The sequence below is a fragment of the Schaalia sp. lx-260 genome, assembly GCF_021083645.1.
Lineage (GTDB): Bacteria > Actinomycetota > Actinomycetes > Actinomycetales > Actinomycetaceae > Pauljensenia.
Genome location: NZ_JAJNRQ010000001.1, coordinates 24,837 through 41,690, shown reverse-complemented (window position 1 = coordinate 41,690; position 16,854 = coordinate 24,837). Strand labels below are relative to the sequence as shown.

Here is a 16,854-nt window from a genome sequence, read left to right as displayed (position 1 = left end):
TAAGCGCCCGCACCACAGCCACCTTGACACTAATCACAGTAACCCGTGGTATCCGCACTAAGCACAGCAAGCCCGCTTTCGCCCCACTCATAGATGGGCTTGAAAAGTATGTGACTCATAGCCAACCGACTATGAGTCACACGTGCTTTCTCGGTACTTCCTCAGCGCAGGGTTTTGCGTCGCAACACGAGCGCAGCACCCACAATCATGAGCAACACGCCCCCACCGATAGTGACGAACATCTGTCCACGGCCCGCCGCTGGAAGTTTGCCTTCCTCCCAGTTCTTCACTGTGACCGTAGCACCACTGACCACGACACCGTCCTCACCAAGCGGAGCGCTACGAGTGACGATACCGCTCTTAGTGACAGTGAACTTCCACGGCGTTGGCAGGCGAGCAAACCCCGCCGGTGCTACCAGTTCACGCAGCTCATAGTCACCGGGAGCAAGGTCAAAAGTCCACTTCGGACCGCCTTTAAGTTCTTTACCTTGCTCAGGTAAACCGGGGCCTTTGAGGTTAAATGTTGCTCCCTCAAGTTCCTTATCGGTATAGCCGTCTTTCTTTTCAAGGTGAATCTCAAAAGCATCAGGCGTGGTTGCAGTGAACGTGTCTTTATCTTCCACGAGTTTGCCAGACTTTGAGCCGACAGCCCACACGCGAACTTCATCCTCATGGACTGCTGATCGCCCAAGTGCAGGAAGTGTCGCCGCACATGTCACTGATTTTCCTGCAGGAAGCACATTATGCTCTGTGCCTTCAATTGTGATTTTCTCCCATTCACACGCGATGTCACCGACATTCACATTGCCTTGCGTTGTCGTGTCTTTCAGTTGAGGGTCCACTAAGTCCTCTGCGCCACCATTTTTAACGGTGAAATTAATGACCGTAGGAACTGTTGGCTTCACCTCAACCTTGTTCACTTCTTTTGTTCGCCCAGGATTGTCCGTATCTTCAACAGTAGTGGTCTTAGTAACCGATATATTAGGCACCCACATTTCAATCGCAGTGTTGAAATTCGCTATTTCAGTACCACTTCTGGCGTATTGGGTGTTAGTCCGACTCAAAGATCCGCTAGTACGTGGGGCAACGGTATCAGTAGTAAAGGAACTCGCCGCCCGAGGAACGAATGCTGCACCATAGTCAAGTGCTTTGAGGGTAGCACCCGGTTTGTCGGGGTCAGGAACGGTAGTTTGGTCAGAGATTGCATACTGGATGGAGTAGCTTCCAGGTGCCATACCCTCAAAACGGAAAGTACCGTCAGCGGCGGTCACCGTCGTGGCGGCAGTGTCGCCTTTCCAGTCCAGCAGGTACACATCGATACCGGACACATTACGGTCACTGTCTTGTCGCTTATTCCCTTGACGGTCTTCATCTACCCATACGCGGCCGGACACTACGACAGGCTCCTGTGCCCTGTCATTCGCAGGAACAAGTGTCTCAACCTGATCACACTGGTCACCCGGCATATTCCATCTGTCCCACGTGACATCTGATGAACAGGTCGCGTTGGTGCGTAGTTTACCCGTCTGAGCGACATCAGGTGAACGTAGTTCTGGCGGGGTCACGCCGGTACGCGGGTTCTCTTTCGTAGAAACAATTGCTTGGTTTGCCAGCACTTGCTTGACCTTAGCGTAGGGAACTTTAGCGGAAACCAGCAGTTGTGTTTCTGTACCTGGCGACATATCAGGTAAGGAATACGACCGAGTGAAGACGTTTCCGTCCTTACGAGTACCTGTCGGAGCAATCACTTGTTCTTTCGCCGCAGGGACATAGAACTCAATGGCACGAGGCATAATTGCGTTTTCGCCATTGTTAACGCGATACCCTAAATTGTAACTATAACGCCAGCCAACACTGTAGATAACCCCATCAGTATCTTGCATATAGCCATCAGTCGATATAAAGATATTGGAAAACTTTTTATCTGGCATGAGGATTTTTGGCTTTTGATTTTCGGTTCCCTCAGACATCAGTAGTCTACTTTGTTGCTGGCCCCATCCCCACAGCTTTCCTTCAGTGTCAATGGCGTAGGTTCCACCGTAATAACCACCGTGCACAATCCGCTTAAACTTCATTGACTTGTGAATACGCACAGGTGTGTAACTATGTTTCGGGTCGGCGACACCCCACTGGTAAGAGTAGTTAGCTCCCCATCCCCACAAGTTATTGTCAGAATCAATAGCCATAGCTGTGTAGCCATTACTTGCAATATCAATAAATTTTGTGTCTCCAGTATCTATCTTCCTCGGCGTTGTTATGTGTTCGCTACGCTGACGCCTAGTTGCTGAACCATCAACATATGTGGCATTTTGACCCCATAGCCAGATCTGCCCATTCACATCAATGGCGAACGAAGTAGAATCAGACGCACTGTAGTTAGTGGCAAAAATCTTCACAATTGGCACTGGAATATTCAGCTTCTGCGGAGTTGGATGCGGGTCACTATCCGTACTACCAATACCAAGCTGCCCACCATTGTTCATACCCCAAGCCCAGACATTGCCCTCAGCATCTAGGGCCAAACTGTGATTTTTACCCGCTGCAATCTGGGTAAAGACTGTGTCGGTCTGAATCTTTGTTGGCACCGGCGCATGAATGACCGTTGCCGGATCACAATATGTAGGAATATTCGGTTTTATCGGAGTGTCAGTTGTTTCGAGGCCTAATTGCCCCTGGGCGTTATACCCCCAAGACCAGATATGTCCTTCACGGTCCAGTGCCAAACGATGTTCAGTACTACCAGATGCTTGGCTAAAGAGGACACCGGGCGTAGCTACCAGACTTGGCCTGACATCCTTTATTCGTGGATCATCTGCTGGCAAACCACGTATCCCACACCAATGTTGGCCCCAAGTCCACAGTCCACCACCTTGATCGACAGCCACACCAGCATCGAAGCTACTCATCACCCTGTCTTCTGCAGGTTTCCCGTAGCTGACGGACACTCCGGTAGCGTTACCAGCTAGAACATCGGTGAACTGAACACCGGTCTGGCGAGTATTACCGTCGTTCTTGATGGTAATACCCCAGTCCACTGTACATTCGTTATCTTTACAGTTGGCCGTGGCCGGTTTTTTCTGGATATCGACATGCGGTTCAGGCACATAAAAACCAAAGTTCACATTTTCAAAAACTTCGTCAATGCCAAGATTAACAGTGTCAGAAACTTTCTGAGAGGCTCCAAAACGTTTATACCTGTACGAGTAGGTTTGTGTGACAGATGGATCCGTATCCGCATTGAACTGCGATCGCACCGTCTCTGGCACACCCTCAAGAATCTTCACCTTGTAGTCACCATGCGTGAAGTCACGTGCGAAAGCGTAGTAACCCTCGGCATTTGTCGTTGCTTCAGCGAGTTTCTCATCACCTCTGAATAAACCAAGGGTCACTCCCTCAATCCCCTTGGAATTTTCCTGCCGATCTCGACCGTTCCCGCCCTCATCCCAGTACACGTAACCTGTGACCTGAGATGCCACGACCTCATTGAAAGTCGGCCACGGGTCTGGGCTGGAGTTATCTGTACCAGGAACAGTTGTGCCAGAAAGCCACGTCACATACGTATCACCCACCGCATTATCGGTAGGACGCAGGGTGTACCTAATGGTAGAGATACCTTGCTGTCCACCGACAGGCTGAATAACCTTGATTCGCCTGACCTGATCGGCTTTACCCTCAGGAATAGAGTCCACCCACGTTCCTTCGGCACCCGCGATCTCAAATTGAATCGTGGTACCAGGTACCGAACTACTCTGGTCAACCACGACATCAGTCAGCGTGTAGCCACCGTGATAAGCAGACTTGTCAGCACCATCATAGTTAGCTGGCAGCGAGTTCTTTACCCGAGCAGAGGGCAGTTCAATAATGGCTTCACCGCCCAAACCTTGCCCCTGCGTCGCAGCGCTTACAACTGCGGTAAAACGCATTGGCTGACCTTTTTCCACCTTAGGGTCAGCGGTAGTTATGTTACTGGAGGTCACGTCCACAGGTAAGGCGGTGGTAGTTGCTGACGCTAAGTAGGCGCGCCCCTCCTGCTCATAGTCGGTCAACACCCAAGTAGCCCACGTAGTCACGTCACCTAAAGCCACAGAGGATACCCGAGCCTCAAAGGTCAGCGGTGTGACTTCAGATCCTCCGCGTTCTCCGCGCACATAGTTTGTGGGCACCCATGACCCGTCTTTGCCGACAAGGAAAGTGGCTTTGCCAGGCTTTTTCTTTATACAATCGCCGGTTTCAAGAGAACCGTCCAGTAGGCTCCACCCTTCGCCTACTTTCGATATCCCTGTTACACACGGATCTAAAGTGACATCTAGACGGGTTGCCACTGGCTCTGTGGTGCTAATTAAGCTACGTACAACGGGTTTGACGGTGTAAGTCAAGGTGGGATTGTCCAAGTTGAGCGTCTCAGCATCCACTTTCATAGTCAGACTACCCGTGGGGATGGTCTTTTCTATCGGGAAGATACTCCAGTCATATGGCGAGCCCTCAGCAACATTGTTCACTGCACCAATGAGTCGATCTGTGAACGATGCTGGTAGTGGCTTCAACTGAGCGAAGTCATCAGTCACCCGAGCAGGGAAATACACTTTGTATTTTCCGCCATTACCTTCACCAATAGGCAAATGGGGAACTTTCACGCGCAGTGCACTTGCTCCCGCAGGTGGAGTATCGGAAGTCACCCACCCAGCATCGTTTGAGGTAATGATTGAGTGGTCTTGGAATTTTCCGCCTCCAGGACGTTCACCCACGTACCATTCGACGGTGCGTTCACCCTCATAATTTTCGCCATTAGGCATGAGGACTTGAATTGGGCCGGCTGCTATTTGTTCACGAGGGTTCCACTGGTCAGTGAAAGTAAAATGAGCGGTCGTGGAGCCATCTTGCGCACTCACCCTATCGGTATCGACGGATAGGTAGACCTTGAGCTGAGTACCCTCTGCAACATATTCATCTCCACTATATCTTGCCCGTACCTCAGGACCGTAGTCAAAGTCTTTCATACCGGCTTCCCAGTAGGTTGCACCCCTAGCGGAAGGACGAAGTACCTCTTTCACGAATTTCTGCTGCGTGACAATCTCATGGTAGAAACGCAACTCGGTGTAGTCGTTATTTTTTGAGTAGAAACCTCGAACTGCCGTGGTCTTTCGCGCACCATCGGTAGTTACGTAATCTTTTTCGCCTTGCCCAGGCTGCCAATCGTCACCGTTATTGAGGTAGTCCGGTGTAGAGAATGCACCCTTATCTAACTCGACGTGAAGTGGGTATTCGTAGCTGCCCATCTTCTCAAGAGGAATACCCCAATTGTTATTACTGAAGAAACGCACAGTGAGGCTGCCGCGTGTCTGAGGTAACCGGATTTTACCGTTCGTGATTGGAACATCTTCGCCACCGATTTGCGCTGTTGTTCCTTCTGGCAAGCCTGATACGTCTAAATAACCTGACCAAGGAGTAAGGGTGGAAGAACCTTTGGAGGACCATTTATTGTCTGAAACTGGGCGAGGGTACACCTCCACATCAATGAATTTTTGGTTGCGAGAATAAAGTGCCCGCGGATACGAAGGAGCGCCGTCCTCTGACTTCACGTAGTTATCTGGGCGCACCATGATGTCAGCGCGCGGAACAGAGACAACCGTGTATCCCTTTGAGGAAAACGACGAGTAAGCGCGTTGATCGCCAGCAGCAACTTCAACTTTGACAACCTGATTGTCTTTGACTTCGCCAGCCGTGTCTTTGGCGGTAAGTACAAACGGAACAGATAGAGCTACCGGAACACCGCGTTTCGTCTTGTAAGTGACGGTTACAACCCGCGAGGCCTCATCCCAGGTCGGCTCCCCGACATGCGTAATTAATGTACTATTTCCAGCGGAAAGTACGGGATTTAATCTGGCATCAAAATCCAGCCACTCAGGAAGTGTGTATCGCACCTGAATCAGACGCTCAGGTCCAGGTTCGACACGAAGATGTGAGATCAGTCCGACAAAGTCACCCGAAGCAACTACGCCATCGTCTTTCGTGTTATCGCCGGGTTCAAAACCGTTCTTGGCGTTAATAAAGGTCTGTGCAGAACCGCCTGATGGGGTCCTCACGTCATGACCGGTGCCATCGTAATCTGAGGAAAGTGTTGCGGAAGCGTATGGATTAGTCGGTGTATCAGCAAGCGTTGGTATAGCGGTGATGAGTGTGAGGCCAAGTGTTGCCGCTGTTAAAGCACAGGCTATGCGACGCGCGTAGATATGCCGAACGGACATCCAAAACCCCACCTTATTCGTTCATTTATTTACTCACCGCCGAAGCACACAAAAGCACAGAGCCTTTACGTAAACGCAAAAACCCACCGACAATAAGAAAACCGCATAATAAGATGCATAGATGCATAGATGCATAGATGCATAGATGCATAGATGCATAGATGAGGATAGCAGAAAATATCCAAAACATGAAGATAAATGACCTCTATTTCCCCTGAGTGCAAGCACTTAGCGCAGCGGTAACAAGGAGGAGAGCAAAACAGCGGAAGCAAAGCCGGGACAACAAGGCAGTGGGCACACAGCGGTGACAAACAGCGACAACAAAACAACAGCAACAAAGCAGTGGCGGCCTCCTTTACTCAAGGAAACCGCCACCATCTCACACGTTACACGTGATACTCATGTCACAAAGTCACTGAGTTTTCATGCGATGCCGTGAAGCATATGCTTCACCTTCAAGTTCCGTACCAGCAGGGGCCGATGCCGGAGAAGCTTGTTCAAGATTCGTCCCACGCACACGTGAAATCATGCGCATCACGTGATACACAATCAGCGCTGTCGCTGTACCCAAAGCAATACCTTCAAACTTCATACCGAAAGGTGACCATGTGAAGTTTGCAATCGCCACAACAAGGGCAACAGCTGCGGTATTCAAGTTCACTGGATTCGAGAAATCAACTCGATTTTGCACCCAGATACGCACACCCAACATACCGATCATGCCGTAAAGAACAGTTCCTGCACCGCCAAGAACACCGGGCGGAATCGTTGCGATAGCAGCACCAAACTTCGGCAGGAGCGACAAACCGAATGCCACACATGCAGCCACAACATAGGCTGCAGTAGAGTACACGCGGGTCGCTGCCATTACACCGATATTTTCCGCATAAGTGGTCGTACCAGAACCACCACCAGAACCTGCCAGAACAGTAGCTAAACCATCGGCAACAAGTGCGCGACCTGTCACACCATCAAGATTTTCACCCGTCATAGCAGCCACAGATTTCACGTGACCAACATTTTCAGCTACGAGAACGAAAACAACCGGAACGAAAAGTCCCAGTGTGGATGGATCAAAAGCAGGAGCTTGGAAAGTCGGTAAACCAAACCATGCGGCTTCGTTAATCGCGTCGAAAACAACCTCACCTTGAATAACAGCGGCGATATAGCCAATGATTACACCAAAGAGAATCGAAAGACGACCAATGATTCCTTTGAAAAGCACCGTAATCAAGCAAATCGAAACGATTGTGATAACAGCCGTCAGCGGGCCGTTTTGCACGTTATTCCATGCGGCGGGAGCCAAGTTCAAGCCAATGAGGGCAACGATTGCGCCGGTCACAATCGGTGGCATTAAAGCGTCAATCCAACGGACACCAGCAAAGTGCACAATAACACCGACAAGAAGCAAAGTAGCACCTGTCGCAATTACGCCGCCTTGCGCGTAACTCATGCCCAACGTTTTTGATACCGCTCCAATGGGGGCAATAAGGGCGAAAGAGGACCCTAAGTAGGAGGGTAATTTACCTGCAGTAATAAGGAAGAAAAGCAACGTACCTATTGCACTGAAGAACAAGGTTGTTGCTGGCGGGAAGCCTGTCAAGAGGGGCACAAGGAATGTAGCACCGAACATCGCAACAACATGCTGCGCACCAATTCCTATAGTGCGTGGCCACGAAAGACGTTCATGTGCGGCAACAACCTCACCAGGAGCAATATTCCTGCCGTTGCCATGTAGTTTCCAACGAAAAAGTCCACTAGATGCGTTACTCATAAGTGAGCGCTCCGATCAGTTGATTGGCATAGCCGTGAAACCGGTCGGAACACCACAATAGCGCGTAGGAGCACCTTCATTGCCTTAGTTTTGCCAGTAAGTGACGAGTTCATCCAGTGCGATCAGTCACGTTCATAAAAGCTTGTGCCACGCGGAAGCAATAATAAGCGGCACCGCATACGCTCCCGACAGAAAGAAAATATGTGCTCCTTGCCAAGGAGTCAGATCTTGCACGGATAAACAGGCTCTACATGCGGTAGGGTCGTCATTAACGCGACATCATGTGCAGATATTCTGAGGGTTTAGCGCCTATCTCGCACATGTGGTACCCAAACAGATATTCACAACATAGATAAAGATAGATAAAGGAGGTTCGATGAGCGAATATGACCCACGCTCACGTGCAGAGCATATGCCTCCACCTCACAGAAGCAAAACGCAGGGTTTTGTTCGCTCTGAAGAAATGCGCCCAAACCCTAGGGGCGGAGCATTAGATCCTGAAGGACAGATCGCCACCTGGCCTGACCTTTCTCACGGACATTTTGGAACCCCTGCGCCTGCTCAAAGTTCAGCCCAGTTACCCATTTTCCCTGAGAATGAGAGAACAGACCCCGCAATCGTTTTCGCTGGCCCTGGGTACACATCTATGCCACTTCCTGCAAATGGTGTGGCAACCGTCGCGTTATGGTTAGCGCCGCCAGCGATTGTACTTTTTCCTTTAGCTGTTATCGTTTTGATTCTTGGGATTGTGGGGGTTATTGTCGCGCAAGGCCAACAAGGTTATGGGAAGAATCGTAGTATTGCCGCGATTATTACTTCTACGCTTACCCTGCTGTTATGGCTACTCTTATTCATTCTTTTCTAAAATTTATGCTTAATATTACAAAGTAAAGATGATTTTTCTTTTTTCTTTGCCTATGCTTGACTCATGCTGCCCTTTCTTTTAGTGTCTACGCGCCCCGAGGATGAAGCCGTTGAAAGCGAGTACCGCTGTTTCATGCGGGTAACAGGTTTAGAAACCGGACAACTTGAACAAGTGCGCTTAGACATGGTGGGCTTGCCAGATATTGATGTACACCAGTACGCAGGAATTATCGTAGCCGGATCACCCTATGGCACTACCACTCCCGATGAGCGGAAAACGCCCACTCAAAAACGCACAGAAACCGAACTCACCCGTATTTTTACTGAAATTTTCACTCATAACATCCCATGCCTTACCACAGGTTTTGGAACAGAAGTGGCCGCTGTCCTTCGCGGTGGGGTTGTAACGAAAAAATGGGGCGAGCACCCGCAGATCACAGATATTTTCTTGACCGAGGCAGGGCAGCATGATCCTTTACTTCAGGGGTTCCCCTGCGAATTTCCCACCTATGTGGACCATCGTGAAGCTGTTGAACACATACCAGAAAATGCGGTAGTCCTAGCAAAATCTTTAGATTGTCCCGTGCAGATGATGCGTTTAGGAGAATTTTTCTGGGCCACACAATTCAACCCTGAACTTGACTCGGATGCCATATCTGCACGCCTGCAAAGTTTCCTCGACGCAGGATACCCCGGAACTGATGACATTGAATCTTTAGTGTGGATAGGGCGTAACGGAACGGGAACTCACCAAGGGGCCGTTCTCATTCGTCGCTTCATTGATTTATGCCGCAAGCGCTAAGTATTAAGTGGTGAGCATTAGTTGGCGCACGGCAAAGTATGTTGATAAGTGTCGCAGGCAGCAAATGTGAATTTACGTTACAAGTCATAAGTGCTGATTTGCGCCGCAAGTAATAGTCACACAATGTCTGCCATTATTGCCTGCTATTTGGGGTTAAATAACAAAAACGCACATGATAGAGCCTTGGCTGCATTTCACGGCAATAAAAGCCGTTGCAAACTCCGTAAAATCCGTAGCGAAATGCCTGAAAAATCAGGCCAGAGCGCGCGCCGTGAGGGATACCACCGCAATAGGTGATAGTTGAGTTCGCATTTTAGGGCTATCAGAGTGTAGGCTAGTTCGGCACGTTACATTTCGTTCAGAAATACGTAACGTATGGAGGATTCGCCTAGTGGCCTATGGCGCACGCTTGGAAAGCGTGTTGGGTGCAAGCCCTCGGGGGTTCGAATCCCCCATCCTCCGCAGCGCACCCCGTGATTTCGTTGAGATCACGGGGTCTTTCGTTTGAGAACCCCAGCTTCGGGGCCAGTTCAACTATGCGACTAGGGGTACGACAAGACACTGTTCTGATTACGCAATGTGACGCAAAAGCCCCCAAAGGATCCTTCACTTACCTTCACAATGCCATCCGACTCACACAACCGCACGCCCTACTCAGCAGGCGATTACTCACTCCCCGGCTTCTGCGCCAGTTTCCCCTTCAGCAGGCTGCCCCTCAGCAGACTCATTTTCACCTGTTTCACCCGACTGAGCGGCACCAGATTCCTGTTCCGATTGCCCAGCTAATTCGCTTTGCGCCTTCTCAATCGCTTTCTTATCTACAGGTAAACACCCTTTAGGGGCTTTCAGTGGACTTTGACTTTCTTTCACCACGGCAAAATCACTTTCACTGAGGCGACCGCTGTAAAAAGTCCCTAACTCGACAAGCACAAGATTATCGGCACGCCCAGAAAGAACCACATGCGCGTCAGTAAAATAGCGAGCCACCGTATACGCAGCTTCAATCCCCCGAGGTCCTGCTGAAATTCGGACTTTTCCAGGGAATTCCACATTAGAGTTCGCTGGATCCTCCGTAGTGTACCCAGCCGACTTCAGCATCTCTGTTGCTTCACCAGCAATACCGGGACGCGCCGTAGTGTTCAGAACTTGAACATACACTTGTTCGGGTGCCAGTGGCTGCACATCCTCAGCAAGACATGGCACATCACCTACGGACGCATACTTCACTTTCGCATGGAAAGACTGTCCAAATGGCAGAGGAATCCACCCTTTAAGCACCAGAAAACTCAGAACCAGCGCCACAGCCATTGAAGCAATAGTGACGGTGTAAATGTAATTTTGGCGACGTTGACGTTCCAAACGGAAACGTTGACGCGGCGTTAAAGCCTGCATTTCATTTGGCATAGGACTAGTCACAAGATAAACCTACAAGACATTTCCCTCAAACGGCACCTCTACGGATTCACATGTACCGTGGAACTCGTCTCCTCATACTATTGCCCACGGCAATATAACGCACATAGCCTGCGTACAGACCTACACCCACAAAGGGCAATACAACCCAACGGAAAGGAAAACCACATATGTCATTCCTGTCTGATGATGTCCTAGAAAGCATCCACAATCGCGCCAGCGATATTGACGCACGCAATGTGTTCCCTGAGCAAGATTATGCCGATCTGAAAGAATCCGGATATTTTTCCGCTTTTGTTCCCAAAGAATACGGGGGCGCTGGGCTGACATTAAAAGAAATCGCCGCCGAACAAACACGCTTATCAAAGGCTGCTCCTGCCACAGCATTAGGTATCAACATGCATCAAATCATCGTGGGTCTTGGCCGATACCTTGTCCGTCACGGAAATGAGCGCGGTGAGCTTATCCTCCGTGAGGCAGCACAAGGAGAACTCTTTGGTTTCGGCATTTCAGAACCGGCAAATGATCTTGTCCTTTTTGGTTCAACAACCACGGCAACCCCCAGCGAAAAAGGCGGCTACACATTTACCGGCACCAAGATTTTCACATCTTTAGCTCCTGCATGGACACGCCTGCTCACTTTCGGACTTGATAGCAGTGGTCCAGATGGCCCTCATTCAGTTTTCGCTGTCCTGACACGTGACGGTGGCGGTTTTTCAATGAAAGATGACTGGGATACGTTAGGGATGCGCGCTACCCAGTCTCAGACAACCCTTTTAGAGGGTGCTTACGCTGAGGAATCACGTATCCTCACTCGCTGCGAACCTGGTCCTTCTGCCGATCCGGTGATTTTTGGCATTTTCGCGCATTTTGAAATTTTGCTTGCAGCTACTTATATGGGCATCGGTGAGCGTGCCATTGAAGTAGCGGTTGAGCACGTGAAAAATCGTCGCTCCGTGAAAAATCAAGCGATGTATTCACAAGATCCTGCTATTCGTTGGCGTTTAGCTGAGGCAGCGCTGACAATGAACGCGGTCGGCCCTCAAATTCGTGAACTGGCTACTGAAGTAGACGAGGACCTTGCCTCGCCTATGCTAGCAATGCCTCGTCTTTCGGCTGTGAAAAATGCTGCTGCTGAGGCTTCTTTACGGGCCACGGAACAATGCGTGCGCGCCTGTGGTGGAGCCTCGTATTTTAATCGTCATGAGTTGTCACGCTTATATCGTGATGTTCTGGCGGGATTATTCCAGCCTTCCGATCAGGAATCTTTGCATGGCGCATGGGCGCAAATGTTATTAGGCCCTATCGAATAGCTCGAATAGTACGGATCTTTCTTTCGCTTTTACCTGCTATGAGGTGCAGCAGTTCTGAGTCTTATTGACTGCAAGTACAGCATGATAAGGCAAGTAGCGAACTGTTATACGCAAGGTTATACGCAAGGTGGGCTTCACTGACCTTGCGTATGTGGCGGGGATGTATGATCGACTACTTCCCCGCCGCGCAATCGAGTACCGCTTACAAAACTCACACCGCTGGTCGGAAAATAAACTGGCGAAAACCTATGTGCTTAATTTCTTGCGCCCAGCGGATAACACGTTCATCCCATCCATCCGTTGTCGCAAGAAAATCACTAGGGGCACCCGTTGATCGAGCTTGTTGCAGCGCAAAGGTATGCACTCCCATATCTCGCACAGCACGCGCGACCTCTAAAACATCACGAGGCCCCTGCGGGTAAACGGTGACACGCACCTCATAATCCACCGCATCCTCATATTGCAAAAGCACTTGCAAAGATTCCCACGCTTTCACACCAGCCTGAGGACGTTGAGCCACTTGTTCATATGCGGAACCCGGCATAGCTTTAATATCCATACCCACCCAGTCAACAAGCCCCGCAGCAAGCAGGTCCTTTAAGCGTGACGGATACGGGCCGGCCGTGTGCAGGCCCACGCTAAAACCCATCTCATGAACCCGTCGCATTGCTGCACCAAGACTGATCTGCCGCGTGGCCTCCCCTCCAGAAAAAACGACTCCATCAAGTAAGTCGTGCCGTTTTTTCAAAAGAGCTTCTACGCGCTCCCAGTCCACGACTCCAGGAATACGTGGATCAATAATGGCGTGATTATGACAGTACGGGCATAGCCACGGGCATCCTTGACAAAAAACAGTGGCAACAAGTTTGCTTGGCCAGTCAACCGCTGACATGGGGACAAGTCCCGCAATCTGTAAGTCACGGGGATTATCAGCGTTGGGACGCACTATGTAAGGCCGCTGCTGTTCACCGTGCTCACATGATTTTATGCGTTCAGGCGATTCTGTGCGCTCAAGCGAAGAAGCCTCTCCTGCGTGAGGAGGGAAAACGCCTCCGCCATACGATTCCTCATCCTTCATATGCTGGGCCTGCCGCTAGCAAAACTTCAGACTCTGCCGGCAGCAGAGCCTCTGAGCTGACCGCAGGAAAAGCACTCACCAACTGACCGTGGGATGCTGCCGCTTTTTCTGAGAACATCTGCCGTTCAGCGTACTCGCCTTTCTTCCCAATATTGAATGACTGAAGCGGGCGGAAATACCCCATCACGCGAGTCCACACTTCACATTTCACAGCTTCACGTTCAGGATGAGCCTGCGCGCACAGATCGCATGTGAAGTGTTCGCCAGACAAATACCCGTGAACCGGACAGATCGAGAATGTCGGCGTGATCGTAATGTAAGGAACCTTAAAAGCAGTCAGCGAGCGCCTGACCATTTCTTTGCAGGCATCTGCGCTGCTCATTGCTTGCCCCATGTACAGGTGGAGCACGGTTCCTCCTGTGTATTTTCCTTGGAGTATTTCCTGTTTTTCAAGGGCTTCAAAAGGGTCATCGGTCCAGCCAACGGGCAATTGTGACGAATTTGTGTAGTAGGGCTGTTCGTCTGTGCCAGCTTGCAGGATGTCTGGGTATCGTCTGCGGTCCTCTTTTGCCATGCGGTAGGTAGCGCCTTCTGCGGGAGTGGCTTCAAGGTTGTACATGTGGCCTGTGTTTTCTTGTAATTGCACCATTCGCTCACGTATGTGGTCCAGCAGATCGTGAGCTATGGCGAAACCGCGCGGGTCGGTGATGTCGTAGGCATCGTTACTGTAGTTACGGATCATTTCGTTTATGCCATTGACACCGATTGTGGAAAAGTGATTATCGAGGTGCCCGAGATAGCGTTGAGAATAGGGGAATAGTCCCGTGTCCATGTGGTGTTGGATGAGTGCGCGTTTGGTTTCGAGTGTGCCGCTTGCGATGTCAATAAGGTGGTCCATTTCAGCGTAGAGTCCGGCCATGTCACCTGTATGTACATATCCCAGTCGTGCCATATTTAAGGTGACTACGCCAATGGAACCTGTCAGTTCAGCGGAACCAAAGAGCCCGTTCCCTCGTTTCAGTAGTTCGCGTAGGTCCAGTTGCAGGCGGCAGCACATAGAGCGGATCATGTGGGGGTCGAGGTCTGAGTTAATGAAGTTCTGGAAGTACGGGAGCCCGTATTTTGCGGTCATTTCAAAGAGGCGGTCCACATTTGGTGCCTCCCAGTTGAAGTCCGGTGTGATGTTGTAGGTAGGGATAGGGAAGGTAAAGACGCGGCCATCTGCATCTCCGGCGCTCATGACTTCAATGAAGGCGCGGTTAATGAGGTCCATTTCTTTTTGCAGGTCCCCGTAAGTAAAGTCCATGACTTCGCCACCGATAAGAGGGTATTCGCTGGCGAGGTCTTGGGGGCATGTCCAGTCGAATGTCAGATTTGTGAATGGGCATTGACTGCCCCAACGACTCGGCACATTCAGGTTGTACACCATTTCTTGCATACATTGAAATACGTCCTCGTAGGTCATATTGTCTAGGCGCACGAATGGTGCCATGTATGTGTCGAATGAGCTGAATGCTTGAGCGCCTGCCCATTCGTTTTGCAGCGTGCCAAGGAAGTTCACAATCTGGCCGCATGCGGATGAGAAGTGTCGGGGCGGGGCCGAGGCAATGGCTCCGGGTACTCCGTTGAATCCTTCGTGTAGGAGTCGTTTCAGGGACCATCCGGCGCAGTATCCTGCGAACATGTCGAGGTCGTGTATGTGGAAGGCTCCGCTGCGGTGTGCGGCTGCGGCTTCTGGCGTGTAAATGCGTTCCATCCAGTAGTTTGCAACGATTTTTCCACTGGTATTAAGGATCATTCCGCCTAGGGAGTAGCCTTGGTTGGCGTTGGCATTGACGCGCCAATCGGAGCGGTCAAGGTATTCGTCAATGGTGCTGATTGCGTCAATATCGTAGCGAGGGTGAGTGTGCATAGGGGTGCGCGATTCCATGTTTTTCTTCACCTTGTGTTTGTTGTGCGTGTTCGCATCTTTGCGTCGATGTTTTCGTGAGGAACAGGGCAGCGTAGGTGCGGTTCATATGCCTAAACAACTACATGTAGTGTCTGAGGCGACCAGATAACACTATATATAGTGTTTTTATTTGTCTTTACGACACGCCACACTCAGCCTCATCGCACAGGAAAAGACCGCATGAACCTCATATATCTACAAGAAAACACTGACAACACTTCCCAGCAGCTTGCCGATTATTCAGCAACACACAAAGACAAGTCGCGCTCACTCACCCGCAAGACGATCAACTGAATAAATCACACTGCCCACCACGGCAACCATCCACAGCAGCGCCGACAAAGCCAACAAATTCGCACGCATAGGCTGAACAGAAAGGAAATCAGCAAAACCAAAACCCGATCCAGGTTGAGCAGCCCCCACAATATCCACATTCCACACGGCAAACACTAGCGAGAACAACGCCAAAACAAGGCACACGCACACAAGCAGCCACATGACTTTCTGCATAAGAACACCATGACGTTTTCGGCTCTCCAACGGGGTAAGCAGCAAAGCCCAAGCCCCTGTCAGCAAAACCGCAACTAAAACATCTGCTAAACGATGCCACGCAGAAAGCATTACAGAAACACCCATCGCACAGGTCCACACCCAACCAAGCCACGCAGAAGGGCCTCGCAACCACTCAGGGGCAACCATAATTAAAGCGATACACAATGACACAGCCACCGTCACATGACCTGATGGCAGCGAATTCACGGTCTCCGTTGTCACACCTAAATGTGGGCGCTCAACCAGCATTTTCAAGATCTGCGTGCTGATATTCGCACCCGCCACCATAACCAACGCGCGTCCCGCTAAAGTCACACGACGACGTAAAAGAGCCACCACTGAAACAAAAATAGCGACACACACAATAACGGGATGAGTCACCATATGCGTGACCACACGATGCGCGCCACCTAAATGCGCTGACCATCGCATCACTGATTCCATCATCACCGTATCAAGGCTTTGCCCCCACACGGTTGCAACAGAAAGAAAAGTAAGAATGACCGCCGCAAGCACATAAACCACGGCAGCGAGAATACGCAAACGTAAACGATACGTGTACGAACGAGCTTTTGGCCGATAGGAACGAGGCTTCACAACAGATGCGACAGATTTACCTTGACGCGCTGCGGAGGCGGGAGGCATTGTTTGCGTTGATTCCATTGAAATCGGCGAAGATTTCACTGCCTCCCCCTTCCTGAGATTCACGGACCCCACCCGGCCTATTCGTCTATTCGTTCGTTATCGTGCGCCATAATTCATACTCGCACAACAGCACACACCCTGAGTTAAACGTGAACACTGAGTTAAACGTGAGTGCTGCTGTATTGAGTTCTTACGATGATCCCACTTTAACGGCTTC

General features: G+C 50.5%; 10 protein-coding genes and 1 tRNA gene. 5 read left to right on the top strand and 6 right to left on the bottom strand.

Going from position 1 to position 16,854, the window contains the following annotated elements:
- Positions 1-161: 161 nt before the first annotated feature.
- Together LRP57_RS00170 and LRP57_RS00165 are read right to left on the bottom strand one after the other, a co-directional pair.
- Positions 162-6,245 carry an RCC1 domain-containing protein gene (locus LRP57_RS00170; protein WP_231203890.1) on the bottom strand — a complete coding sequence of 2,028 codons (6,084 nt, stop codon included), beginning with the start codon at positions 6,243-6,245 and terminating at the stop codon, positions 162-164.
- 412 nt (positions 6,246-6,657) lie between these two features.
- Positions 6,658-8,019 (bottom strand): uracil-xanthine permease family protein, encoded by a 1,362-nt coding sequence (locus tag LRP57_RS00165; RefSeq protein ID WP_231203889.1) that lies wholly within the window; start codon positions 8,017-8,019, stop codon positions 6,658-6,660.
- Between the two features lie 376 nt (positions 8,020-8,395).
- Between LRP57_RS00165 and LRP57_RS00160 the strand changes: the two genes are divergently transcribed.
- The 3 genes from LRP57_RS00160 to LRP57_RS00150 all read left to right on the top strand — a co-directional run bounded on the left by LRP57_RS00160 (position 8,396) and on the right by LRP57_RS00150 (position 10,147).
- Entirely contained in the window at positions 8,396-8,884 is a 489-nt protein-coding gene (locus LRP57_RS00160) for a hypothetical protein (protein ID WP_231203887.1), read from the top strand.
- A gap of 63 nt (positions 8,885-8,947) precedes the next feature.
- Complete coding sequence (locus LRP57_RS00155; RefSeq protein WP_231203885.1) at positions 8,948-9,685, top strand: glutamine amidotransferase-related protein; 738 nt, start codon at positions 8,948-8,950, stop codon at positions 9,683-9,685.
- Between the two features lie 377 nt (positions 9,686-10,062).
- Positions 10,063-10,147 (top strand) — tRNA-Ser (locus LRP57_RS00150).
- Positions 10,148-10,354: 207 nt separating this feature from the next.
- Here the strand turns inward: LRP57_RS00150 and LRP57_RS00145 are convergent.
- A complete protein-coding gene (locus tag LRP57_RS00145; protein WP_231203883.1) occupies positions 10,355-11,101 on the bottom strand; it encodes a LytR C-terminal domain-containing protein in 747 nt (248 codons plus the stop codon).
- A gap of 167 nt (positions 11,102-11,268) precedes the next feature.
- Here LRP57_RS00145 and LRP57_RS00140 point away from each other — a divergent pair, with 167 nt between their 5' ends.
- Entirely contained in the window at positions 11,269-12,411 is a 1,143-nt protein-coding gene (locus tag LRP57_RS00140) for an acyl-CoA dehydrogenase family protein (protein ID WP_231203881.1), read from the top strand.
- A 211-nt stretch (positions 12,412-12,622) separates the two neighbouring features.
- Here LRP57_RS00140 and LRP57_RS00135 read toward each other — a convergent pair whose 3' ends face one another.
- Positions 12,623-13,489 (bottom strand): anaerobic ribonucleoside-triphosphate reductase activating protein, encoded by an 867-nt coding sequence (locus tag LRP57_RS00135; protein WP_269213781.1) that lies wholly within the window; start codon positions 13,487-13,489, stop codon positions 12,623-12,625.
- On the bottom strand, positions 13,479-15,401 hold the full coding sequence (locus LRP57_RS00130; RefSeq protein ID WP_231204554.1) for a ribonucleoside triphosphate reductase: 1,923 nt from the start codon (positions 15,399-15,401) through the stop codon (positions 13,479-13,481). The genes LRP57_RS00135 and LRP57_RS00130 overlap by 11 nt, the downstream gene beginning before the upstream one ends.
- 159 nt (positions 15,402-15,560) lie before the next feature.
- Between LRP57_RS00130 and LRP57_RS00125 the strand changes: the two genes are divergently transcribed.
- Entirely contained in the window at positions 15,561-15,734 is a 174-nt protein-coding gene (locus tag LRP57_RS00125; RefSeq protein ID WP_231203880.1) for a hypothetical protein, read from the top strand.
- Here LRP57_RS00125 and LRP57_RS08305 read toward each other — a convergent pair.
- A complete protein-coding gene (locus LRP57_RS08305) occupies positions 15,708-16,676 on the bottom strand; it encodes a phosphatase PAP2 family protein (protein WP_231203878.1) in 969 nt (322 codons plus the stop codon). The genes LRP57_RS00125 and LRP57_RS08305 overlap by 27 nt on opposite strands.
- Between the last annotated feature and the right edge of the window lie 178 nt (positions 16,677-16,854).

Bases quoted from the DNA above. Each gene is read 5' to 3' on its own strand.
- LRP57_RS00170 (WP_231203890.1), bottom strand. From the start codon at position 6,245: ATGTCCGTTCGGCATATCTACGCGCGTCGCATAGCCTGTGCTTTAACA.
- LRP57_RS00165 (WP_231203889.1), bottom strand. From the start codon at position 8,019: ATGAGTAACGCATCTAGTGGACTTTTTCGTTGGAAACTACATGGCAAC.
- LRP57_RS00160 (WP_231203887.1), top strand. From the start codon at position 8,396: ATGAGCGAATATGACCCACGCTCACGTGCAGAGCATATGCCTCCACCT.
- LRP57_RS00155 (WP_231203885.1), top strand. From the start codon at position 8,948: ATGCTGCCCTTTCTTTTAGTGTCTACGCGCCCCGAGGATGAAGCCGTT.
- LRP57_RS00140 (WP_231203881.1), top strand. From the start codon at position 11,269: ATGTCATTCCTGTCTGATGATGTCCTAGAAAGCATCCACAATCGCGCC.
- LRP57_RS00135 (WP_269213781.1), bottom strand. From the start codon at position 13,489: ATGAAGGATGAGGAATCGTATGGCGGAGGCGTTTTCCCTCCTCACGCA.
- LRP57_RS00130 (WP_231204554.1), bottom strand. From the start codon at position 15,401: ATGCACACTCACCCTCGCTACGATATTGACGCAATCAGCACCATTGAC.